At 71.6% G+C, this 22932-nt stretch carries 22 protein-coding genes; 13 read left to right on the top strand and 9 right to left on the bottom strand.

Annotation, left to right across the window (positions count from 1 at the left end; all coding sequences use genetic code 11):
- Window positions 1-13 precede the first annotated feature (13 nt).
- The 6 genes from ACIQZO_RS35535 to ACIQZO_RS35510 all read left to right on the top strand — a co-directional run bounded on the left by ACIQZO_RS35535 (window position 14) and on the right by ACIQZO_RS35510 (window position 5728).
- On the top strand, window positions 14-943 hold the full coding sequence (locus ACIQZO_RS35535; RefSeq protein WP_403634628.1) for an A/G-specific adenine glycosylase: 930 nt from the start codon (window positions 14-16) through the stop codon (window positions 941-943).
- A 184-nt stretch (window positions 944-1127) separates the two neighbouring features.
- The gene (locus ACIQZO_RS35530) at window positions 1128-1688 is read left to right on the top strand and encodes a SigE family RNA polymerase sigma factor (RefSeq protein WP_403634625.1); all 561 of its coding nucleotides are present in this window, start codon (window positions 1128-1130) and stop codon (window positions 1686-1688) included.
- A 35-nt stretch (window positions 1689-1723) separates the two neighbouring features.
- A complete protein-coding gene (locus tag ACIQZO_RS35525; RefSeq protein WP_403634685.1) occupies window positions 1724-2365 on the top strand; it encodes a hypothetical protein in 642 nt (213 codons plus the stop codon).
- A gap of 29 nt (window positions 2366-2394) precedes the next feature.
- Window positions 2395-3105, top strand: coding sequence for a two-component system response regulator CseB (gene cseB, locus ACIQZO_RS35520; protein ID WP_403634623.1), 711 nt, complete (start codon window positions 2395-2397; stop codon window positions 3103-3105).
- On the top strand, window positions 3102-4421 hold the full coding sequence (gene cseC, locus ACIQZO_RS35515; RefSeq protein WP_403634620.1) for a two-component system sensor histidine kinase CseC: 1320 nt from the start codon (window positions 3102-3104) through the stop codon (window positions 4419-4421). The genes cseB and cseC overlap by 4 nt, the downstream gene beginning before the upstream one ends.
- 71 nt (window positions 4422-4492) lie before the next feature.
- On the top strand, window positions 4493-5728 hold the full coding sequence (locus ACIQZO_RS35510) for a LamG-like jellyroll fold domain-containing protein (protein WP_403634617.1): 1236 nt from the start codon (window positions 4493-4495) through the stop codon (window positions 5726-5728).
- Between the two features lie 88 nt (window positions 5729-5816).
- Here the strand turns inward: ACIQZO_RS35510 and ACIQZO_RS35505 are convergent, their stop codons facing one another.
- Window positions 5817-6410, bottom strand: a complete 594-nt coding sequence (locus ACIQZO_RS35505) for a M23 family metallopeptidase (protein ID WP_403634614.1) — start codon at window positions 6408-6410, stop codon at window positions 5817-5819.
- Window positions 6411-6753: 343 nt separating this feature from the next.
- Here ACIQZO_RS35505 and ACIQZO_RS35500 point away from each other — a divergent pair, with 343 nt between their 5' ends.
- Window positions 6754-9750 carry an NACHT domain-containing protein gene (locus ACIQZO_RS35500; protein WP_403634611.1) on the top strand — a complete coding sequence of 999 codons (2997 nt, stop codon included), beginning with the start codon at window positions 6754-6756 and terminating at the stop codon, window positions 9748-9750.
- 71 nt (window positions 9751-9821) lie between these two features.
- Here the strand turns inward: ACIQZO_RS35500 and ACIQZO_RS35495 are convergent, their stop codons facing one another.
- Window positions 9822-12347, bottom strand: coding sequence for an ATP-dependent Clp protease ATP-binding subunit (locus tag ACIQZO_RS35495; protein WP_403634608.1), 2526 nt, complete (start codon window positions 12345-12347; stop codon window positions 9822-9824).
- A gap of 463 nt (window positions 12348-12810) precedes the next feature.
- Here ACIQZO_RS35495 and ACIQZO_RS35490 point away from each other — a divergent pair, with 463 nt between their 5' ends.
- Window positions 12811-13407 (top strand): SCO3374 family protein, encoded by a 597-nt coding sequence (locus ACIQZO_RS35490; RefSeq protein ID WP_403634605.1) that lies wholly within the window; start codon window positions 12811-12813, stop codon window positions 13405-13407.
- Here the strand turns inward: ACIQZO_RS35490 and ACIQZO_RS35485 are convergent.
- The 7 genes from ACIQZO_RS35485 to ACIQZO_RS35455 all read right to left on the bottom strand — a co-directional run bounded on the left by ACIQZO_RS35485 (window position 13386) and on the right by ACIQZO_RS35455 (window position 17349).
- Window positions 13386-13724: an Lsr2 family protein gene (locus tag ACIQZO_RS35485; protein ID WP_398678203.1), complete on the bottom strand. Its 339-nt coding sequence runs from the start codon at window positions 13722-13724 to the stop codon at window positions 13386-13388. The two genes, ACIQZO_RS35490 and ACIQZO_RS35485, sit on opposite strands and share 22 nt — an antisense overlap.
- A gap of 165 nt (window positions 13725-13889) precedes the next feature.
- A complete protein-coding gene (locus ACIQZO_RS35480) occupies window positions 13890-14420 on the bottom strand; it encodes an amino-acid N-acetyltransferase (RefSeq protein WP_403634602.1) in 531 nt (176 codons plus the stop codon).
- Between the two features lie 11 nt (window positions 14421-14431).
- Complete coding sequence (locus ACIQZO_RS35475) at window positions 14432-14908, bottom strand: BlaI/MecI/CopY family transcriptional regulator (protein WP_403634599.1); 477 nt, start codon at window positions 14906-14908, stop codon at window positions 14432-14434.
- A 102-nt stretch (window positions 14909-15010) separates the two neighbouring features.
- Entirely contained in the window at window positions 15011-15175 is a 165-nt protein-coding gene (locus ACIQZO_RS35470; RefSeq protein WP_030389724.1) for a hypothetical protein, read from the bottom strand.
- A gap of 13 nt (window positions 15176-15188) precedes the next feature.
- Complete coding sequence (locus ACIQZO_RS35465) at window positions 15189-15752, bottom strand: hypothetical protein (protein ID WP_403634683.1); 564 nt, start codon at window positions 15750-15752, stop codon at window positions 15189-15191.
- A 98-nt stretch (window positions 15753-15850) separates the two neighbouring features.
- Window positions 15851-16036 carry a DUF397 domain-containing protein gene (locus ACIQZO_RS35460; RefSeq protein ID WP_030389722.1) on the bottom strand — a complete coding sequence of 62 codons (186 nt, stop codon included), beginning with the start codon at window positions 16034-16036 and terminating at the stop codon, window positions 15851-15853.
- Window positions 16037-16218: 182 nt separating this feature from the next.
- Window positions 16219-17349, bottom strand: a complete 1131-nt coding sequence (locus tag ACIQZO_RS35455; RefSeq protein ID WP_403634595.1) for a threonine aldolase family protein — start codon at window positions 17347-17349, stop codon at window positions 16219-16221.
- 112 nt (window positions 17350-17461) lie between these two features.
- Between ACIQZO_RS35455 and ACIQZO_RS35450 the strand changes: the two genes are divergently transcribed.
- From ACIQZO_RS35450 to ACIQZO_RS35430, 5 genes are read left to right on the top strand one after another with little or no spacing between them, the layout of a single operon-like run.
- A complete protein-coding gene (locus ACIQZO_RS35450) occupies window positions 17462-18373 on the top strand; it encodes a Rossmann-like and DUF2520 domain-containing protein (RefSeq protein ID WP_403634592.1) in 912 nt (303 codons plus the stop codon).
- Window positions 18370-19362, top strand: coding sequence for a pantoate--beta-alanine ligase (gene panC, locus ACIQZO_RS35445; protein ID WP_403634589.1), 993 nt, complete (start codon window positions 18370-18372; stop codon window positions 19360-19362). The genes ACIQZO_RS35450 and panC overlap by 4 nt, the downstream gene beginning before the upstream one ends.
- The gene (locus ACIQZO_RS35440; protein WP_403634587.1) at window positions 19359-21119 is read left to right on the top strand and encodes an L-aspartate oxidase; all 1761 of its coding nucleotides are present in this window, start codon (window positions 19359-19361) and stop codon (window positions 21117-21119) included. The genes panC and ACIQZO_RS35440 overlap by 4 nt, the downstream gene beginning before the upstream one ends.
- A gap of 2 nt (window positions 21120-21121) precedes the next feature.
- Window positions 21122-22090, top strand: coding sequence for a carboxylating nicotinate-nucleotide diphosphorylase (gene nadC, locus ACIQZO_RS35435; protein WP_403634584.1), 969 nt, complete (start codon window positions 21122-21124; stop codon window positions 22088-22090).
- 3 nt (window positions 22091-22093) lie between these two features.
- Window positions 22094-22903, top strand: coding sequence for a type III pantothenate kinase (locus ACIQZO_RS35430; protein ID WP_052876528.1), 810 nt, complete (start codon window positions 22094-22096; stop codon window positions 22901-22903).
- Window positions 22904-22932: the final 29 nt, after the last annotated feature.

Here is a 22932-nt window from a genome sequence, read left to right as displayed (position 1 = left end):
GATGCCGTCTGCCATGACTGCATCCCCCGCTTCCTCCACGGCCGTATCCCCCGACTCCTCCCACGCACTGCACTCCCCCGTCATCGCGTGGTTCGACGAGCACGCCCGCGACCTGCCCTGGCGCCGCCCCGAGGCCGGCCCCTGGGGGGTCATGGTCAGCGAGTTCATGCTCCAGCAGACGCCCGTCAGCCGGGTCCTGCCGGTCTACGAGCAGTGGCTCGCCCGCTGGCCCCGCCCCGCGGACCTGGCCGCCGAGGCCTCCGGCGAGGCCGTACGGGCCTGGGGCCGGCTCGGCTACCCGCGCCGCGCGCTGCGGCTGCACGGCGCGGCCGTCGCCATAACGGAGCGGCACGGCGGCGACGTACCGCGCGACCACACGCAGCTGCTGGCCCTGCCCGGGATCGGCGAGTACACGGCGGCGGCCGTGGCCTCCTTCGCGTACGGGCAGCGGCACCCCGTCCTCGACACGAACGTGCGGCGGGTCTTCGCGCGCACCGCTTCCGGGGTCGAGTACCCGCCGAACGCGACGACCGCCGCCGAGCGGCGCCTGGCCCGGGCCCTGCTGCCCGAGGACGAGGACACCGCGGCCCGCTGGGCGGCGGCCTCGATGGAACTGGGCGCGCTGGTGTGCACTGCGAAGAGCCCCGACTGTGCGCGCTGCCCGGTGGCCGGACTGTGCGCGTGGCGCCTGGCCGGGAAGCCCGCGCACGAAGGTCCGCCGCGGCGCGGGCAGACGTACGCCGGGACCGACCGCCAGGTGCGCGGCAAGCTCCTCGCCGTGCTGCGGGAAGCGGTCGGCGCCGTTCCGCAGGGTGTGCTCGACACGGTCTGGGACGAACCGGTGCAGCGGGCCCGGGCGCTGGACGGGCTGGTCTCCGACGGACTGGTGGAGCCCCTGGACGGAGGCCTCTACCAGCTCCCGCAGACTGCTCCCCGGACCTGATCGAAGCTGACGCCGAGATTCCGCTTCCTGCCGTTAAACCGCAGCTCACGGGGGTTGTTACACAACCTATGGCTGTCCGTGCGTCCACCGAAGGCTGGCTCGCACAGGCCCGTGACAACCCCTCCGTACCTTCGAATCCGTAAGACAGCGGATGAGCGGTGGACGACGGCGGAGGCGGTCTCAGATGGCGCACGGTGAGGTACTCGGATTCGAAGAGTACGTACGCACCCGGCAGGACGCGCTGCTGCGCAGCGCCCGGCGCCTGGTTCCGGACCCCACCGACGCCCAGGACCTCCTGCAGACCGCGCTCGTACGCACCTACGGCCGCTGGGACGGCATCGCCGACAAGTCCCTGGCCGACGCCTACCTGCGCCGCGTCATGATCAACACCCGTACCGAGTGGTGGCGTGCCCGCAAGCTCGACGAGGTCCCCACCGACCAGCTCCCGGACGCCTCGGTCGAGGACGGCACCAACCAGCGCGCCGACCGCGCCCTCCTCATGGACATCCTCAAGATTCTCGCGCCCAAGCAGCGCAGCGTGGTGGTGCTGCGACACTGGGAGCAGATGAGCACCGAGGAAACGGCCGCGGCGCTCGGAATGTCGGCGGGAACCGTGAAGAGCACTCTGCACCGCGCGCTGGCCCGCCTCCGGCAGGAGCTGGAGAGCCGGGATCTGGACATGCGTGCGCTGGAGCGCGGTGACCACACCATGCGGTACGAGGGGCGTGAGCGGTGCGCGGCCTGAACGGCCAAGGTTTGTCCGGAGGTTCTCTGGTGCTGATGTCGGCGGGGACGGTCGTCCTCGTCGGCACAGCCGTGTTCGCGGTCGGGTGCGCCACCGGCGGCACCGGCCTGCGCGACGGCGGCCCGGCCCGCACCGAGGCCGTGTCCAGGACCTCCCCCTCGGGGCCCGCCCCCGAGGACTCCTCCGGGGCCTCGGCCGCCTCGTCGGGCCAGGCGTTGAAGAAGGTCGACCCCGTCGCGCTGCTGATGAAGGACCCCAAGGTCAGCGCCGAGGTCAAACGCGACCTCAAGCCCTGTTCGGGCAAGGAGTACCCGGTGGACGTGAGCTACGGGAAGGTCACCGGCAGTCCCGTCGCGGACATCGTCGTCAACGTCCTGTCCTGCGCGGACGCCCTGGGCCGCGGAACCTACGTGTACCGGGAGGACGGCGGTGCGTACGAGAATGTGTTCTCGGACGAACAGCCACCCGTCTACGCGGAGATCGACCGCGGCGACCTCGTGGTCACGAAGCAGGTCTACGGAAAGAGCGACGCGCTCGCCTATCCGTCGGGCGAGGACGTGATCACGTACCGCTGGAACGGGGAGAAGTTCACCGAGCAGGACCGAGTTCACTCGGAGTACAGCAACGTGGTCGACGGCGGAGTCCCGCCCGCCCCGGTCACGAGTCAGAAGAACTGAGCACAGAAGAACCGAGGCGAGGCTCCCGCATGGCCGAGACCCATGTCCTGTTCGTGGAGGACGACGACGTCATCCGTGAGGCCACGACCCTGGCGCTGGAACGCGACGGGTTCGTGGTCACGGCCATGCCCGACGGCCTCTCCGGCCTGGAGTCCTTCCGCGCGGACCGGCCCGACATCGCGCTGCTGGACGTGATGGTCCCGGGCATGGACGGCGTGAGCCTGTGCCGCCGCATCCGCGACGAGTCCACCGTCCCGGTGATCATGCTTTCCGCGCGGGCCGACTCCATCGACGTGGTGCTGGGCCTGGAGGCGGGCGCCGACGACTACGTCACCAAGCCCTTCGACGGATCCGTCCTCGTCGCCCGCATCCGCGCCGTGCTCCGCCGCTTCGACCACTCGGGCGGCCCGCAGAACGGCGGCCCGAACGGGGCCGACGACTCGGACGCCGAGCGCGGAGTGCTCTCCTTCGGCGACCTGGAGGTGGACACCGAGGGCATGGAGGTCCGCCGGGCGGGCGCCGCCGTGGCCCTGACGCCGACCGAAATGCGGCTGCTGCTGGAGTTCTCCTCCGCGCCCGGCACCGTCCTGTCGCGCGACCGCCTGCTGGAGCGGGTCTGGGACTACGACTGGGGCGGCGACACCCGCGTTGTGGACGTCCACGTCCAGCGCCTGCGCACCAAGATCGGCCAGGACCGGATCGAGACGGTCCGGGGCTTCGGATACAAGCTCAAGGCATGAGACGGTTCACCCTCCGCACGGGGATCCGCTGGAAGATCACGGTCGCCATCGCCTCCGTGGGCGCCCTCGTCACGATCGCGCTGAGTCTGGTGGTGCACAGCGCTGCCCGCGTGTCGATGCTGGAGAACGCCCGCGAAGTGCAGCTGGACCGCGTGCAGTTCATCTCGCGCAATGCCGAGGCCGGCCGCAAGCCGCCCATGGGCGCCAAGCTCAACGATCCCGAACTTCCCTCCGAGCTGCGGCACAAGGCGCAGTCGGGCCGGCGCGGGACCTACATCCAGGAGCGGCCGCAGGGCGGACTGCCCGAGGTGTGGGCGGCCGTGCCGCTCGGGAACGGGCAGGTGCTGTCGCTGCACACGCCGTTCCGGGAGAGCGCGAACCTGCTCCCCGACCTGGACCGGGCCCTGCTGATCGGCGGACTGTCCGCCGTCATCGGCGGCTCGGCGCTCGGCGTGCTCATCGGCGGGCAGATCTCGCGCAGGCTGCGCAAGGCCGCGGCCGCCGCGCAGCGGGTGGCACACGGTGATCCCGACGTACGCGTCCGGGACGCGGTCGGCGGCGTCGTCCGCGACGAGACGGACGACCTCGCGCGGGCCGTCGACGCCATGGCCGATGCCCTCCAGCAGCGGCTGGAGGCCGAGCGGCGGGTGACCGCGGACATCGCGCACGAGCTGCGGACGCCGGTGACGGGCCTGCTCACGGCGGCGGAACTGCTGCCTCCGGGGCGACCCACCGAGCTGGTGCGGGACCGGGCGCAAGCGCTGCGCGCGCTGGTCGAGGACGTACTGGAGGTGGCCCGGCTGGACAGCGCGTCGGAGCGGGCGGAGCTCCAGGACGTGGCGCTGGGCGAGTTCGTGAGCCGGCGGGTCACGTCGCTGATGCCGGAGGCGACCGTACGGATCGTCGCCGACGAGATCGTGAGCACCGACCCGCGGCGCCTGGAGCGGATCCTGGGCAACCTGCTGGCCAATGCGGCGCGTTACGGGCAGCCGCCGATCCAGGTCGACGTCGAGGGCCGGGTCGTACGGGTCCGGGACCACGGGCCGGGCTTCCCCGAGGCGCTGCTGCGCGAGGGGCCCAGCCGCTTCCGCACCGGCTCGACGGACCGCGCGGGCGTGGGGCACGGGCTGGGGCTGACCATCGCGGAGGGCCAGGCGCGGGTGCTGGGCGCCCGGCTGACGTTCCGTAACGTGGCGGCCCGGGGCGGTCTGGAGCGCCAGGGCGCGGCGGCGGGTGCCGTGGCGGTGCTGTGGCTGCCGGAGCACGCGCCGACGGCGACGGGCAGCTTCCCGATCCTGGGGCCGGCGCAGGGCTGAACCGGGGCGGGTCGGACGGGACGGGTACCGGGCTGTGCCCACCAGGGGGTCCGTGACTTAGCATCCCTGGCATGACCGACGGTACGAATCCCCCGAGCCACCCGCACCCCGAGTCCGCCCCCGGGAGTGGCGGATACGGGTTCCCGCCGGGACCGCCCGCCCAGGGCGGCTACGGCTACCCGTCCTCCGCCGGGAACTACGGCTACCCGCCGGCCGGGCAGCAGCCGAACCCGTACCAGCAGCCGGACACGGCAGGTGACCAGTGGCAGCCGGACACGGCAGGTGACCAGTGGCAGCCGGACACGGCAGGTGACCAGTGGCAGCCGGACACGGCAGGTGACCAGTGGCAGCCGACCCCGGCCCCGGCCCAGCCGGGCTTCACGAGGCTGGCCGGTCCGGAGCTGCCCGGCTCGTCGCAGCAGCCGGACTGGGATGCCATGGCCGACCGCTCGGCGGCCGAGCGGCGCAAGAAGCGGCGGTGGATGCTGGTCGGCGGGGTGACCGTACTGGCCCTGCTGGCCGGTGGCGGAACGTTCTTCCTGCTGGGCGACAGCGGTGACGACGGCCAGCCGGACGCCCAGCCCTCGACGTCGACCGCCCCGCCCGAGACGGGCGAATCCTCTCCCACCGCCTACACCGCCACCGTCGCGGGCGACGACACCCTGCTGCGCGACAGCTACGGCAAGACGGGCATCCGGCTGGGCCCCGACCTCAAGGTCGGCCCGCTGGGCAAGCGGTTCCAGGTCGTCGGCAAGGGCAACGCGAACTCGTGGGCGCAGTCCGCCGAGCCGGTCGTGGACGTGACCAAGAGCTTCACCCTCACGGCCCGGGCCTACAACTCCGCCACCAAGGGCTCGCGGATCATCATGAGCCAGGGCGACGGGGAGTCGTTCTCCTTCGAGCTCGGCGTGAACGAGGTGAACGGCAAGCAGGCCTGGATCTTCCGCGTGCAGACCGGCGACCAGGGCGCCGAGGCCACGACGAAAACCGTCGCCGTGGAGGGGCTCAGCATGGTGAAGACCCCCACGCTGCTGATGGCCACCTACGACGCCGAGAAGAAGGCCATCGCCCTTTACGTGGACGGCAAGGCGGCCGGCGAGACCCCGGTACCGCCCATCTGGCAGGCTCCCGGTCCGCTCCAGCTCGGCCGGTCCAGGCACCACAACATCTGGACCGGTGCGTGGCAGGGTGCCCTGCACAACATCAAGGTCTACAACATGGCCTTCACGGCGGAGCAGGCCGCCGGGTACAACGAAGGGAAGCTCTCCCCCGCGCCGAAGCCGACCCATGCCTGGCTGCTCACCTGATCGGTGAGCAGGGCGGGTCGGCCGGTACGACGTGCGCCGCGGGGCGGCGGTGAATCAGGGTCGAGCGGGGTGGATCAGATCCGGCGGATCAGATGCTGACGCCGTTGGTGCGCAGGAAGGCCACCGGGTTGACGGCGGAGCCGTAGTTCGGGGTGGTGCGGATCTCGAAGTGCAGGTGCGGGCCGCTGGAGTTGCCGGTGTTGCCGGACAGGGCGATCCGCTGCGACGCCTTGAGCTTCTGGCCGATCTTGACCTGAATCTTCGAGAGGTGCGCGTACTGCGAGTACGTGTTGTTGGCGTGCTTGATCACGATGGCGTTGCCGTACGCGGGGCCGTCGCCGCCGCCGTTCGGGCCGGCCTTGACGACCACGCCGGCGGCCGCGGCCTTGACCGGGGTGCCGATCGGGGCGGCGAAGTCCTGGCCGGAGTGCTTGTGGGACCACATGTTGCCGCCCTTGCCGAAGGTGGCGGACAGCGTGTACTTCTCCAGCGGCTTGTCCCAGAGACCGGTCTTCGCGGCACCCGCGGCGCCGGCAGCGCCGGCCGCCTTGGCGGTGACGGCGGTCTGCGGGGCGTCTGCGAACGCGGCGGTCGTGCCCGCCCCGAGGGCCAGCACCGCACCGAGAGCGGTGGTGCCGACAGCGATACGGGTACGACGGGTGTTGACGCGCTTCGCGAACATGTGCAGACCTCCGGGGCCGGGGACAAGGGGGGTTTCACACCTGTAAGAGGCATGAAGTGACCCGGCACGATGAAGCGAGTGCCGGGCTGGCTCATCCTTGGTAACCCGAGCCCCCGTACTTCCCCAAACCTCCCGATTACTACCCGAACTCGTAGCGACGTCCGGGCTCTCCGGCCTGTTGACGGCGGTTTTCCAGGGGCGAAGGTCCTGCTGCGGGGTCCATTTGATCTACGAATCAACCTAGTACGTCCAGTTTGTCCTGTGCGGCTTGTCACCGGCCCTGGAACACCGGCCCCGGCGAAAGCAGGGCCGATTGCGACCCAGGTCACTAGGCTCCAGCCTCGTGGACGCATCGGTGGTGGGGATCCGGTTGGCCTCGGCGGTCGTGACGCCCCTCGTCAGGAAGCTCTTCCGGCAGGAGGGGGCGGGCGCGGGCCTGGTGGACCGGCCGCTGCGGATCTCCTCCTACGTGGCGTGGCGCGAGAAACGCGGCCTCGACCAGGCGGACCTGCGCAAACTCGCCGACCACCTGGTGAAGGAAGCCTTACGGGCCCCCGGGGAACAGCCCCTGCCGCCCGGCGAGGAAACGGGCGTGGCGGCCGCCCTCGCCGCCACCCTGCACGCCCTGGGCGACCTCGCCCTCTCCGACGTGGAGGCCGTGCGCCTCGGACCGCAGGCCTTCGCCCGCAGGCTCCGGGCCGCCGCCCCGCACCCCGGGCTCTCCCGGGACGCCGAGCACTTCCACGCACGCCTGGTGGACCTGGCCTGCCTGCACATCCTGAACTTCTTCACCCAGCGCTCCACCTTCATGGCCGCGACCCTGGTCGAGCAGAGCCGGCTGCACGCCGAGACCATCGCCAAGGTGGACGAGCTGCTCACCCGGGTCCCCCGGCAGGACGGCCGCGACACCGCCTTCGAGGCCCGGTACCTGGACTATCTGGCCCGGCGGCACGGCACCCTCACCATCTTCGGCCTCGACCTGGAGCCGGGCTCCTCCCACTGGCCGCTGGACACCGCCTACGTGAGCCTGGAGGTCTCCCCCACCCCCGGAGCCGGGGGTGGGGCGGGCTCCGGGACGGGCCCGGGGACGGGCTCCGCGGCTCGGGCCGAGACGCTCCCCGTCCCCTACCCCCTGCCCGCCGACCGGCTGCTGGCACAGCACCACCGCGTCCTGCTGCGCGGCGAGGCCGGATCCGGCAAGACCACCCTCATCCAGTGGCTGGCCGTTTCCGCCGCCCGGGAACCCGGCGCGGGGATCATCCCGTTCGTCCTGCCGCTGCGCACCCTGACCCGGCACGGCGAGCGGCTGCCCGCACCCCGCGACTTCCTCGCCGGCTCCCCGCTGGCCGGGGAGGCCCCGGACGGCTGGGAGGTCCGGGTCCTGCGCGACGGACACGCCCTGCTGCTGGTCGACGGCATCGACGAGATCCCGGAGGCCGAGCGGAACCGCGCCCGCGACTGGCTCGCCGACCTGATCACCGCCTGTCCGGGCAACCGCTGGCTGGTGACCTCCCGCCCCACGGCGGTCCGGCAGGACTGGCTGGCCGCCGTGGACTTCACCGAGGTGGTCCTCACCCCGATGAGCCCGGCGAACGTACGGGCCTTCATCGAGCGCTGGCACTCGGCCGCCGACCACGCCCCGCCGGAGTACCGGGAGCAGCTGCTGGACTCCGTCGCCAGGAAGCCGGACCTGGCCAGGCTGGCCACCAATCCGCTGCTGTGCGGGATGATCTGCGCCCTGCACCGGGAACGCCGGGGATTCCTGCCCACCGGCCGCAAGGAGCTGTACGCGGCCGCCCTGTCGATGCTCCTGCACCGCCGGGACCGCGAGCGCGGCCTGCGGCTGCCGGAACTGGCCGAGGAGCCCCAGCTCCAGCTGCTCCAGCGGCTCGCGTACTGGCTGATCCGCAACGGCCGTACGGAAATGGACCGCTCCCGCGCCGAGGCGCTGATCGAGGACGCGCTGCCCGCCGTGCCGGCCGCCGAAGTGCTCGGCGAGGCACCGGCCGTCTTCGCGCACTTCCTGGAGCGCACCGGCCTGCTGCGGGCCCCGACGGACGACACCGTCGAGTTCGTCCACCGCACCTTCCAGGACTTCCTGGGGGCCCGGGCCGCCCTGGACGAGGGCAGCCTCGGCGAGCTGACCGGCCACGCGGAGGACGACCAGTGGGAGGACGTCATCCGCATGGCGGTGGCCCAGGGCCGCCCTCGCGACCGCGTCGAGATCATCCGGGCCCTGCTGGACCGTGGCCCCAACCGGTCCGTGCTCCTCGCCTACGCCTCCCTCCAGTACGCGGCGGAACTCAACCCCGCGCTGCGCGCCGAGGCCGAGTCCGCCGTGCGGCACCTGCTGCCGCCCCGGAGCATCGACGAGGCCCTGGAACTGGGCCGGACCGGACCGCTCGTACTGGAGCTGCTGGCCGACCCTGCCGAGGCGAGCGAGGAGGAAGCCCTCATGGCCATCGCCGCAGCCGGCGAGACACTCTCGGATCTGGCGATCCCCTATCTGGCGGGCTTCCGCGACACACCGTCGCCCGCGGTCCACCACGCCCTGGTCTCGCTGTGGGGCCGCTTCGACGCCCGGGAGTACGCCCGGGAAGTGATCGAACACCTCCGCCATGATCCGCACGCCCTACAGCTCCTGCGTGATACCCAGGCCGACGCCCTGCACGCGTTCGCGCGGCCGCCGGGGCTCATCGTGCGCGATGCGGTGTCCGTCCGCGCCCTGTCCGCGCTGTGCTCCCGCGTCCAGGTGGTGAGTCTGGGCCTGTTCCATCTCGGAGAGCTCCGCGACCTGGAATTCCTGCGCGGACAGGGTTCGCTCGAGGTGCTGGAAATCAACCGGTGCCTCGGGCTCACCGATGTGACGGCCCTCCACGGCCTGCCGATGCGGGTCGCCCGCCTCCGCATGTCCGTGCCGGGCCTGCACGAGGCCATCGCGAGCTGGCCCCGCCTGCGTTCGCTGGAGCTGTATTCGCCGTATCCCTGGTCGGCTCGCGACCTTGCGCCCGGAGCGGATCTCGAATCCCTGATCCTGGACACCGCCGCGGTGCAGCTGGAGGGCCTCAGCCGACATTCGGGTCTGCGCATCCTGAACCTCGGCCACCGTTGGAGGCCTGCCGGCCCGGCGGACTGGGCCGAGCTGTCCCGGCTGGATCAGCTGGAGGAGCTGGCCGTGTCGGACGAGGTCATGGCGAGCCTGGTCGAGCACCTGCGGCTGCCGTCGCTGCGAACCCTGCGGCTGTACGGGGACGACCTGTCGCCGGATCTGGAGGAGCGGTTGGCTCAGCGCTTTCCCGAGACCGACGTCGAGTCCTTCTACATGGTGTACGAGCAGTGACCCCGTGACGGAAAAGGGGCGGCCCCGGGACTGTTCAGTCCCGGGGCCGCCCCTTTGGTGCCGTGTCGCGCCTACGCGCCCTTCGACAGGTCCGGGCCGGAGCCCGTGGCCTCGATCGGGGGGAGGTCCGGCATGGCCGACTTCTCCTCGCCGCGGAAGGTGAACTTGGCTTCCTCGCCCTCACCCTCCTTGCCGACGACCACGATCTGACCGGGACGCAGCTCGCCGAAGAGGATCTTCTCCGAGAGCATGTCCTCGATCTCGCGCTGGATGGTCCGGCGCAGCGGGCGGGCGCCCATGATCGGGTCGTAGCCGCGCTTGGCGAGCAGGAGCTTCGCGTCACCGCTCAGCTCGATGCCCATGTCGCGGTCCTTGAGGCGATCGTCAACCTTGGCGATCATGAGGTCGACGATCTGGATGATGTCTTCCTCGGTCAGCTGGTGGAAGACGACCGTGTCGTCGACACGGTTGAGGAACTCGGGCCGGAAGTGCTGCTTGAGCTCTTCGTTGACCTTCGCCTTCATCCGGTCGTATCCGGACTTGGTGTCTCCCTGCGCCGCGAAGCCCAGGTTGAAGCCCTTCGAGATGTCCCGCGTACCCAGGTTGGTCGTCATGATGATGACCGTGTTCTTGAAGTCCACGACCCGGCCCTGGGAGTCGGTCAGACGACCGTCCTCCAGGATCTGGAGAAGGGAATTGAAGATATCCGGGTGGGCCTTCTCGACCTCGTCGAAGAGGACGACGGAGAACGGCTTCCGGCGCACCTTCTCGGTGAGCTGGCCGCCCTCTTCGTAGCCCACGTAGCCGGGGGGCGAACCGAAGAGACGGGAAACCGTGTGCTTCTCGCTGAACTCCGACATGTCGAGGGAGATCAGCGCGTCCTCGTCGCCGAAGAGGAATTCGGCGAGCGTCTTGGAGAGCTCGGTCTTACCGACACCGGACGGACCGGCGAAGATGAACGAGCCACCCGGACGCTTCGGGTCCTTCAGACCCGCACGGGTACGGCGGATCGCCTGGGAGAGCGCCTTGATGGCGTCCTTCTGGCCGATGACCCGACGGTGGAGCTCGTCCTCCATGCGGAGCAGTCGCGAGGACTCCTCCTCGGTGAGCTTGAAGACGGGAATGCCGGTCGCGGTCGCGAGGACTTCGGCGATGAGCTCGCCGTCGACCTCGGCGACGACGTCCATGTCGCCGGCCTTCCATTCCTTCTCGCGCTTGGTCTTCGCCGCCAGCAGCTGCTTCTCCTTGTCGCGGAGAGAGGCTGCCTTCTCGAAGTCCTGGGAGTCGATGGCCGACTCCTTGTCGCGGCGCACGCCCGCGATCTTCTCGTCGAACTCGCGGAGGTCCGGCGGCGCGGTCATCCGGCGGATGCGCATCCTGGAGCCGGCCTCGTCGATCAGGTCGATCGCCTTGTCCGGGAGGAAGCGGTCCGAGATGTACCGGTCCGCCAGCGTCGCCGCCTGGACGAGGGCCTCGTCCGTGATGGAGACGCGGTGGTGGGCCTCGTAGCGGTCGCGCAGGCCCTTGAGGATTTCGATCGTGTGGGGGAGGGAAGGCTCCGCCACCTGGATCGGCTGGAAGCGGCGCTCGAGGGCCGCGTCCTTCTCGAGGTGCTTGCGGTACTCGTCGAGTGTCGTGGCACCGATGGTCTGCAGCTCACCACGGGCCAGCATGGGCTTCAGGATGCTCGCGGCGTCGATCGCGCCCTCGGCGGCACCCGCACCCACGAGGGTGTGGAGCTCGTCGATGAACAGGATGATGTCGCCGCGGGTGCGGATCTCCTTGAGCACCTTCTTCAGGCGCTCCTCGAAGTCACCGCGGTAGCGGGAACCCGCGACCAGGGCGCCGAGGTCAAGCGTGTAGAGGTGCTTGTCCTTGAGCGTCTCGGGAACCTCGCCCTTGACGATCGCCTGGGCCAGGCCCTCGACGACGGCGGTCTTGCCGACGCCGGGCTCGCCGATGAGGACCGGGTTGTTCTTCGTACGGCGGGACAGCACCTGCATGACCCGCTCGATCTCCTTCTCGCGCCCGATGACCGGGTCGAGCTTGGATTCGCGGGCCGCCTGGGTGAGGTTGCGGCCGAACTGGTCCAGGACGAGCGAGGTCGAGGGCGTGCCCTCGGCCGGGCCGCCGGCCGTGGCCGATTCCTTGCCTCCGCCGGTGTAGCCGGAGAGCAGCTGGATGACCTGCTGCCGGACTCGGTTGAGATCGGCGCCCAGCTTCACGAGGACCTGGGCGGCGACGCCCTCGCCCTCGCGGATCAGGCCGAGCAGGATGTGCTCGGTGCCGATGTAGTTGTGGCCGAGCTGGAGGGCCTCTCGGAGCGAAAGCTCCAGGACCTTCTTCGCCCGCGGGGTGAAGGGGATGTGGCCGGACGGGGCCTGCTGCCCCTGACCGATGATCTCCTCAACCTGCTGGCGAACAGCCTCGAGCGAAATCCCGAGGCTCTCCAGGGCCTTAGCGGCGACACCCTCACCCTCGTGGATCAAGCCCAGGAGGATGTGCTCGGTGCCGATGTAGTTGTGGTTGAGCATCCGGGCTTCTTCCTGAGCCAGGACGACAACCCGCCGCGCGCGGTCGGTGAACCTCTCGAACATCGTTTATCGCTCCTCAGAGCGGTCGGGCAGTTCGGGGTCGGTCCCCGCCCTGTCCTTCCGCATGCTAGTCCCGCGGGGCGGGACAGCTCATTCCAACTGCCGACATCCGTCCGCGGCTCACCCCTGCATCAGCGGGAAAACCGGCTTGAAGAGCCGACAACTGCTCCAACTCGATGGTGCGAGACGATGTTCCCGCAGGCCAGGCAGATACCCGTCATGCGTGTACGCCGACGGCGAACGGAGGCCCGTCAAATCAGCGTGTCGCCCCGATCCACTAGGAATGTCTTACCCGTAAGGACTGACACTCCATGCCGGTAGCACCGGTTCCCTCCGCTAAGGGCGAACACAGTTGCGTCCCGAATGCGGGACTCCGGCCATCACGGACGTTTACGTTCCGCATGGTGATGCGTGCGGTCTGTCACATTGAGCGTAACCCCGGGGCGTTTCGGAAGTTGCTCCGGACATGGCCGTAACCCTCCCGCCGCTCGCCCCGTCGCTCGTGCCTCCGCCCCGCACGGCGCCCGAGGAGGACGCCTGCGCCTCCTGGTACGGGAGGGTGCTCGGCTGGACGGTCACCGGCGGGCCTCCCGCCCAGCTCGCGACCGGGGTGTGGTTCGACGTGCTGGAGCTGCCGTCCGACGCGGGAGCGGCGCTGCTGCGCAGGCCGGTCGCCACGGGTCCGGTGGCGCTGATGGGGCGCCGGATGCGGTTCCTGGTGGCCGCGGGCAGCGCGGACGAGCTGGAGGGGCTGCTCGACTGGCTGGAATGGGGCGGGGTCGCCCTCGATCTGACCGCCCTGGGTGCGGGTGGCCGGATCACCGCCCCGGCTCCCCCGGGGCCACCCCCGGGAGAAAGCCCTCGGGGGGCCGCCGTGTGGCTGCGACCCCCCGAGCAGGGGTGTGAGGCACTGCTGCCGGCCCTGCCCGGTCCCGGGCTGGCCGCCGGACCCGCTCGCGGGCCCGACCTCGTACGCCTGGTGGCGACGGCGGCGACGGAATGTCACCGGGCGCGCCTGGGCCGGCGTACGACGGGGTTCCGTCAGCCCTTGGCCTTCTCGTAGGCCTCGCGGATCTCGGCCGGGACGCGACCTCGATCGTTCACGTTGTAGTTGTTCTCCTTGGCCCACGCGCGGATCTCCGCGGTGTCCGGGTGACCGGTCGCCACGGAGCCGCGGCCCTTGGCGCGGGCGGCGTTGGCACGGCCACCGGTGCGGCGGCCGCCCTTGGTGTACGGGTCGAGCAGACCGCGGAGCTTTTCAGCGTTGGCGGTGGTGAGGTCGATCTCGTAGGTCTTGCCATCCAGAGCGAACGTCACCGTCTCGTCCGCCTCGCCACCGTCGAGGTCGTCGACAAGAAGGACCTGAACCTTCTGTGCCACCGGGATTTCCTTTCATCGAAAAGCAGTACGCGGAAAGGAAACCGCTTTTGCCTGGAAAACACAAACCCCCGGGGAGAGGTTCGAGACCGCAACAGGGCGGGAAACGTGCGCGATTCGGACATAGGCCACAGGTGCGCAGAGCGCCGGAAAAGCTGAGGCCATGGATCAGAGGTGCAGAAGCATCCGACTGTTGCCCAAGGTGTTCGGCTTCACTCGTTCGAGACCGAGGAACTCGGCGACACCCTCGTCATAGGAACGCAGGAGCTCCATGTAGACATCGGTCTTGACCGGGGTCTCGCCGATCTCGACGAAGCCGTGCTTCGCGAAGAACTCGACTTCGAAGGTCAGGCAGAAAACCCGGCTCACCCCGAGCGTACGGGCGGTGCGCAACAACTGGCCCAGCACCTGATGCCCGACTCCGCCGCCCTTCAAGTCGCGGTCGACGGCGAGAGTGCGTACTTCGGCAAGGTCTTCCCACATCACGTGGAGAGCGCCGCAGCCGACGACCTGGCCGTCGGACTCGCGTTCCGCGACCCAGAACTCCTGGATGTCCTCGTAAAGGACGACCGGTGCTTTGTCGAGCAGGATGCGCTGCTGCACGTACTGGTCGAGGAGGCGGCGCAGCGCGGGAACATCACGCGTGCGTGCGCGGCGGATCGTCACTGTTTCTGCATGTGCAGTGGAAAACTCTCCCATGGCTGCGGACGCTATCGCCCCGGCGCCTCCGGGCGCTCGGCGGAGTCCCCTTCGGCCGCGGGCGGAGCGGGAGGCTCGGCGGCGGGCGGAGCAGGAGGCTCGGCGGCCGATTCCGCGCCGGACTCGTCATCGTGCTGCACGACCCGCACGGCGTCACGGAGGGCTTCGCGCTGTTCCGCGGACATCATGCCGAAGAAGGCGACGAGGGCGGCCGCCGGGCTGTCACTCGTCGACCAGGCTTCGTTCATCAACGCGGCGGAGTAGGCGGCGCGGGTGGAGACCGCCGTATATCGATAGGCGCGGCCTTCGGCTTCCCGGCGGACCCAGCCCTTCTGATGGAGATTGTCCATAACGGTCATCACCGTGGTGTACGCGATGGACCGTTCCTGCTGGAGGTCTTCCAGTACTTCTCGGACGGTGACCGGGCGGTTCCACTGCCACACCCGCGTCATGACGGCGTCTTCGAGATCTCCCAGTGGGCGAGGCACAACAGCACGATAGTGCGGCTTGTGCGGAATTGCCCGGCCATTCGCTCGGCAACGCGCAACAAAATCGGGCGCGCGGCCGGTGCGGCCACACGCCCTGAGGGGTTACTTCTGCTGCTGGGTGGCCTCGGCCCGGGCGATCACGGCGTCGACCGCCGCGTCCTCCTTGGCCTTGTTGGCGCCGCCCTGGCTCTTCACGATCGTCACGACGAGAGCGATGAAGAACGCGGCCATCACGAAGGGGGGCACGAGCGCGGAGACGTAGTCCATGCCCACAGCGTAGCTACCCCGCGGCCCGCCCGGCCGCCGGGGGCGGGGCGGGCTTGCGGCGCGGCGGGAACACCTCGCCGGGGGTCGGGATCGGCCGCTCGGGGCGCGGCTCCTCCTTGGGCTGCGGGGCGGGACGCGGCGGCTGCCCGTCCTTCTCCTTGCCGCCGGCGAGGGCCAGCAGCCGGGTCCGGGGCGCGGGGGTGGTCGACAGCCGCCGCCGTACGGAGCGCTCCGCGACCGTCCGGACCCGCTCCAGCAGCGCGGCCGCGACCGGGTTGGCGCGGAGCGCGCGCAGGGCGGCGAGGTCGTCGGGCTCCGGTTCGTACCCGGCGGCCAGGGCGTCCTGCAGCAGCTCCAGGTAGCCGGAGAGGCTGCCGGGCAGGGCGCCGCGGTAGCGGGCGAGGTCCTCGAGGAGGAACGCTCTGAGCCGGCCCGCCTCCTGGACCGCATCGTCCACCGACTGCGCCAGGCGCAGGCAGTCCTGGACCTCCTCGGCCGCCAGGGGGGCCGAGGAGGACTGAAGGGCGTGGGCGAGAAGACGCCTGAGCAGGTGCAGCTCAGCGGCGCTGAACGCCATGCCGCCGCGGGATCCGTAGGGCGTGGGCATGGGCCGAAGATACGCGCTAATCGGACAAAATCCCCTGATCGTGGGCACGGCGCGGCGCGGCGGGTCCCTCAGCCGGTCTCTTTCACCGCGCGCAGGAAGTCCGCCCAGGCGGCCTGGGTGGTGGCGAGCACGAGGTGCGCGGGGTCCGCCCGGTCGGCGACCTTGACGAGGGCTCCGGGGGCGGTGGCGACGTAGACGCAGGCGTCGCCCTCGCTGCAGAACGAGGACTTCCGCCACGCGGGCTGAGTGGTCATGGTGTCTCCTCCGGGCGCGGTGGCCGGTAATTGCCGTGAAGGGACGGTAGCGCCGCGGCCGTTCCGAGCCGATAAGTTTCCCGGAATTCGATGGTTCACCGCGTCCCAGCGGGGCGGGTGCGGATAACGCGCGGTGTGCTCCCCGCCCCTTCCCCGGGGCTCCGCCCCGGACCCCGGTTTCGTCAGATGCGGGCCACGAAGGCCGAGACCGCTTCCCGGACGTCGGATTCCGTCCAGGACAGGCCCGGCTGCGTGATCTCGAGTTCCGTCACCGCCAGCCCCGGCGGCCCCTCCGCGGACCAGCGGCGGAACAGGACCGTGCCCGTCTCCTCCGCCTGGCGCAGACCCGCCTCCGTCAGCCGGTCCGGCTCGTACGGGAGCCACACCTGGAACTGGTGCGTGTGCGGCTCCTCCGGGTTGATCCGGGCCCACGGGACCCCCGAGTCCGCGAACGCCGACCGCAGCGCCGCGGCCACCATCCGCGCCTGGGCGACGTACGACGGCAGCCGCGGCAGTTCGCCTTCCAGCCCGGCCAGCGCCGCGAGGACCTGTGGGAACTGCCGGAAGATCTGGCCGCCGTAGCGGTGGCGCCAGACCCTGGTCTCCTCCACGAACGCCCGCGGCCCCGCCAGCGCCGCCCCGCTCAGGCCGCCGAGCGACTTGTAGAACGAGACGTAGACCGAGTCCGCGAGCCCCGCGATCTCCGGCAGCGTGCGCCCGAAGTGGACGGTGGACTCCCACAGCCGGGCCCCGTCGAAGTGGACGACCGCGTCCCGCTCCCGGGCCGCCGCCGTCAGCGCCTCCAGCTCCTCCCAGGTCGGCAGCAGGAAGCCCGCGTCCCGCAGCGGCAGCTCCACCATCAGCGTGCCGAAGGGCTCCCGCAGCTCGGTGACCTCCTCGGCCGACGGCTGGCGCGCCTCCGTCGTCGGGTGCGCCACCCGCAGGCCGGAGACCTCGGACAGGGCGTCGCCCTCCCAGCGCTCCGGATGGCTCATCGGGTGCAGCGCCACCACCGGGTTCCCGGTCCGGCCCGCCCAGCAGCGCAGCGCGATCTGCTGGGCCATCGTCCCGCTGGGGAAGAACGCCGCGTCCTCGGTCCCCAGCAGCTCCGCGACCCTGCGCTCCAGCTCGGTGACGATCCCGTCGCCGTAGACGTCGGCCGGCCCGTCCAGGTCGTGGGGGGCCCGGGCGAGCGAGCCGAGCAGCTCGCCCACCGTGGGCTCCAGCAGGCTGCGGGACAGCCGCCGATCCGCCCCGCGCCAGGCCGCGACCAGTCGCTTCGTACGTTCCGTGTCCTCGCTGTTGTCACTCATGAGGACAGATCCTCGCCCTCATCACCGCCGACCGGCCAACAGCCCCAGGAGCTAGCATGGCGACGTATCGTCCGGTACCCCCCGCGGACTGGAACGGAAGGGCCCTTCCCGCGTGAATCCATCACAGCCGCCACGCCCTGCCCGGCTCGCCGTCGGCGTCGTCGGAGCCGGCCGCGTCGGTCCCGCCCTGGCGCGCGCGCTCCAGCAGGCCGGACACCGGCCCGTCGCCGTCTCCGGGGTCTCCGACACCTCCGTGCGCCGGGCCGCCCGGATGCTGCCCGACGTACCGATCGTGCCGCCCGCCCAGGTGCTGGAACTGGCCGACCTGGTGCTCCTGACCGTCCCCGACGACACGCTGCCGTCCCTCGTGGAGGGCCTCGCCGAGACCGGCGCGGTCCGGCCCGGACAGCTCCTCGTGCACACCTCCGGCCGGTACGGGACCTCCGTGCTCGACCCGGCGCGCCGCGCGGGCGCCCTGCCGCTGGCCCTGCACCCGGCGATGACCTTCACCGGTACCGAGGTCGACGTGCAGCGCCTCGCCGGCTGCGCCTTCGGCGTCACCGCGCCCGACGAGCTGCGCCTGGCCGCCGAGGCCCTGGTCATCGAGATGGGCGGGGAGCCCGAGTGGATCGCGGAGGAGAACCGTCCGCTCTACCACGCGGCCCTCGCCCTCGGCGCGAACCACCTGGTCACGCTGGTCGCCCAGTCGATGGAACTGCTGGCCAAGGCCGGCGTGGAGCACCCCGACCGGATGCTCGGCCCGCTGCTCGGCGCGGCCCTCGACAACGCACTGCGCTCCGGTGACGCCGCCCTGACCGGGCCGGTGGCCCGCGGCGACGCCGGGACGGTCGCCGCGCACGTCTCGGAACTGCGCCGGCACGCGCCCGGCGCGCTCGCCGGCTACCTCGCGATGGCCCGCACCACCGCGGACCGGGCCCTCGCGCACGGTCTGCTCAAGCCCGAACTCGCCGAGGACCTGCTCGGTGTGCTCGCCGATACGGAGTCCGACGGGGGCGACCGGTGACCGATCTGCTGCTGCACACCGCCGAGGAGCTGCACCAGCTGCCGCGCACCGGCCGCCGGGCCGTGGTGATGACCATGGGCGCCCTCCACGAGGGCCACGCCGCCTTGATCCGCACGGCCCGCGAACAGGCCGGGCCGGGCGGCCAGGTCGTCGTCACCGTCTTCGTCAACCCGCTTCAGTTCGGGGCGGGCGAGGACCTCGACCGCTACCCGCGCACCCTCGACGCGGACCTGGTGATCGCCGAAGAGGCGGGCGCCGACGCGGTGTTCGCCCCCGCCGTCGACGAGGTCTACCCGGGCGGCGACCCGCAGGTGCGGATCACCGCCGGTCCGATGGGCGGGTGCCTCGAAGGCGCCACCCGCCCGGGGCACTTCGACGGGATGCTGACCGTCGTCGCCAAGCTGCTCCACCTCACCCGCCCCGACCTGGCCCTCTTCGGCCAGAAGGACGCGCAGCAACTGGCCCTCATCCGGCGGATGGTGACCGACCTGAACTTCCCCGTCGAGGTGGTCGGCGTACCGACCGTCCGCGAGGAGGACGGGCTCGCACTGTCGTCCCGCAACCGCTACCTCTCGGCCGTCGAGCGGAGCACCGCCCTGGCTCTGTCGCGCGCCCTGTTCGCCGGCCGCGACCGGCTCGCCGCGCAGGCCGCGCTGCGCGCCCGCGCCGAGGCCTCCCCGGCCAGCGACGAGCGGGCCACCGCCCTGGCCCGCCTCGGCGAGATCCGCGCCTCCGCCGACGCGCACGCCGTTTCGGCGGCGGGTGCCGGGCTGCCGGACGCCGTACGGTCCGCCGCGCTCCACGTCCTGGAGGAGGCGGGCCGCCACGAGCCGCCGCTCGTGCTGGACTACCTGGCGCTGGTGGACCCCCTGGACTTCACCGAGACCGGTCGGGACTTCACCGGGCAGGCCGTACTGGCCGTCGCCGCGAAGGTGGGCTCGACCCGGCTGATCGACAACATCCCATTGGAATTCGGAGCACACTCGTGAGCACACCGGGCAGAGGTCCCGCAGGCAGCGACGGCGCGGACACGGCCGCGGGCACCGGCATACGGCTGCACGCGCCGGCCCCCGGCTGGTCCCTCGACGCCGATGTCGTGGTCGTCGGTTCCGGCGTGGCGGGGCTGACCGCCGCGCTGCGCTGCGCCGCCGGGGGCCGCCGAACCGTCGTGGTCACCAAGGCCCGGCTCGACGACGGCTCCACCCGCTGGGCCCAGGGCGGGATCGCCGCGGCCCTCGGTGAGGGCGACACCCCGGAGCAGCACCAGGGCGACACCCTGGTCGCGGGCGCGGGCCTGTGCGACGAGGAGGCCGTACGGCTGCTCGTCACGGAGGGCCCGGACGCGGTACGGCGGCTGATGGCCACCGGCGCCGTCTTCGACACCTCCACGGAGACCGGCGAGATAGAACTGACCCGCGAGGGCGGCCACCACCGCCGCCGGATCGCGCACGCGGGCGGCGACGCCACCGGCGCCGAGATCTCGCGGGCGCTCGTCGAGGCCGTCCACGCCGCGGGCATCGAGACCGTGGAGAACGCCCTCGTACTGGACCTGCTGCAGGACGCGCGGGGCCGTACGGCCGGTGTCACCCTGCACGTCATGGGCGAGGGCCAGCACGACGGGGTGGGCGCCGTCCACGCGCCCGCCGTGATCCTCGCGACCGGCGGCATGGGCCAGGTCTTCTCCGCGACCACCAACCCGTCGGTGTCCACCGGCGACGGCGTGGCGCTCGCGCTGCGCGCCGGCGCCGAGGTCTCCGACCTCGAATTCGTGCAGTTCCACCCGACGGTGCTCTTCCTCGGCCCGGACGCCGAGGGGCAGCAGCCGCTGGTGTCGGAGGCGGTCCGGGGCGAGGGCGCGTACCTCGTCGACGCGGACGGCGTGCGCTTCATGCAGGGGCAGCACGAGCTCGCCGAGCTGGCACCCCGCGACATCGTCGCCAAGGCCATCATGCGCCGCATGCAGGAGCAGGGCACGCAGCACATGTACCTCGACGCCCGGCACTTCGGCGCGCGGATGTGGGAGCAGCGCTTCCCGACCATCCTGGCCTCCTGCCGCTCCCACGGCATCGACCCGGTGACCGAGCCCATCCCGGTCGCGCCCGCCGCTCACTACGCGTCCGGCGGCGTCCGCACCGACCTGCGGGGGCGCACCACCGTCCCCGGCCTGTACGCCTGCGGCGAGGTCGCCTGCACCGGTGTGCACGGCGCGAACCGGCTGGCCTCCAACTCCCTGCTGGAGGGCCTGGTCTTCGCCGAGCGGATCGCCGAGGACATCGTCGCCGAGCGGCCCGCCGGCAGCGGCCCGGGCATACCGGTCCCCGCGACCGGCCCGCTGCAGCCCTCCGGGGCCCGGTTCGAGATCCAGCGGATCATGACGGACGGCGCGGGCGTGCTGCGCTCCGCCGCTTCGCTGAGCGCGGCCGCCGAAGCCCTCGAAGCGCTGTACACCACCGCGCTGAACGATCTCGAGGCGCACGGCAAGACCGCCGAGCCGGGTGTGGACACCTGGGAGGCCACCAACCTGCTGTGCGTGGCGCGGGTCCTGGTCGCCGCGGCGCAGCGGCGCGTGGAGACCCGTGGCTGCCACTGGCGCGAGGACCACCCCGAGCGGGACGATGCGCACTGGCGCCGCCACCTCGTCGTCCGGCTCTCCGCGACCGAGAAGCGCGCCCTGGTCGTCGTACCCACCGACTCCGCGGACTTCCCGTCCGTGCACCCCCTGAGCACCCCGAGCCTGGAGCAGTGACCGTGAGCACCCCCGAACTTCCCCTGATCGACCAGAACGACGGCGGCTGCGGCGACGACTGCGCCTGCGGCGACGGCGAGGAGAGCGGCCTCGACCCGGCGCTCGCCCAGCTGCTGGCCGACGCCGGCCTGGACCCGATCGAGGTCGAGGACATCGCGCACATGGCGCTGTCCGAGGACCTGGACGGCGGCGTGGACGTGACGACCGTCGCGACCGTGCCGGAGGAGGCCGAGGCCGTCGCCGACTTCGTCGCCCGCGAGGACGGCGTCGTGGCCGGTCTGCGCATCGCCGAGGCCGTCTTCTCCGTGGTCTGCACCGAGGCCTTCGAGGTGGAGCGGCACGCCGAGGACGGCGACGCCGTCACGGCCGGCCAGCTGCTGCTGTCGGTCCGCTCGCGCACCCGCGACCTGCTCACGGCGGAGCGCAGCGCGCTGAACATCGTGTGCCGGCTGTCGGGCATCGCGACGGCCACCCGCCACTGGGCCGACGTACTGGAGGGCACCGCGGCGAAGGTCCGCGACACCCGCAAGACCACGCCGGGCCTGCGCTCCCTGGAGAAGTACGCGGTGCGCTGCGGCGGCGGCGTCAACCACCGGATGTCGCTCGCGGACGCGGCCCTGGTCAAGGACAACCACGTCGTGGCGGCGGGCGGTGTCGCGCAGGCATTCAAGGCCGTCCGCGAGGCCTTCCCGGAGGTCCCCGTCGAGGTCGAGGTCGACACGCTGGAGCAGGTCGGTGAAGTCCTGGAGGCCGGCGCCGACCTGATCCTGCTGGACAACTTCACCGTCGAGCAGACCGCGCAGGCCGTGGCCCTGGTCGCCGGCCGCGCGGTACTGGAGTCCTCGGGCCGCCTCACCCTGGACACGGCGCGCGCGTACGCGGAGACCGGCGTGGACTACCTGGCCGTCGGCGCGCTGACCCACTCCTCGCCGATCCTGGACATCGGGCTCGATCTGCGCGAGGCGGTGTAACCCGTGCTCCTCACCATCGACGTAGGCAACACCCACACGGTCCTGGGCCTGTTCGACGGTGACGAGATCGTCGAGCACTGGCGCATCTCGACCGACCCGCGGCGCACGGCCGACGAGATGGCCGTGCTGATGCAGGGCCTCATGGGCATGCACCCGATGCTCGGCAGCGAGCTGGGCGACGGGATCCACGGCATCGCGATCTGCTCGACGGTGCCGTCGGTCCTGCACGAGCTGCGCGAGGTCACCCGGCGCTACTACGGCGACGTGCCGGCGGTGCTGGTGGAGCCGGGCATCAAGACGGGCGTGCCGATCCTCATGGACAACCCGAAGGAGGTCGGCGCGGACCGCATCATCAACGCGGTCGCGGCGGTCGAGCTCTACGGGGGCCCGGCGATCGTGGTCGACTTCGGCACGGCGACCACCTTCGACGCGGTGTCCGCGAAGGGCGAGTACGTGGGCGGGGTGATCTCCCCGGGCATCGAGATCTCGATGGAGGCGCTCGGCGTACGGGGTGCCCAGCTGCGGAAGATCGAGCTGGCCCGGCCGCGGAACGTGATCGGGAAGTCCACGGTCGAGGCGATGCAGTCGGGCGTGGTCTACGGCTTCGCGGGACAGGTCGACGGGGTCGTGACCCGGATGGCGAAGGAGCTGGCCGGACCGCACGGCGACCCGGACGACGTCCGCGTCATCGCCACCGGCGGACTGGCTCCGATGGTGCTGGGCGAATCCTCGGTGATCGACGACCACGAGCCGTGGCTCACGCTGATCGGGCTGCGGCTGGTGTACCAGCGCAACGCGCCCAATTTCGAGTGACGCCGCCGGGGCAGGGCCGTACCCGCCGG

Source organism: Streptomyces sp. NPDC097617 (assembly GCF_044761485.1).
Lineage (GTDB): Bacteria > Actinomycetota > Actinomycetes > Streptomycetales > Streptomycetaceae > Streptomyces.
The sequence above is the reverse complement of the archived record's forward strand: the minus strand, read 5'-3'. Positions and strand labels throughout refer to the sequence as shown.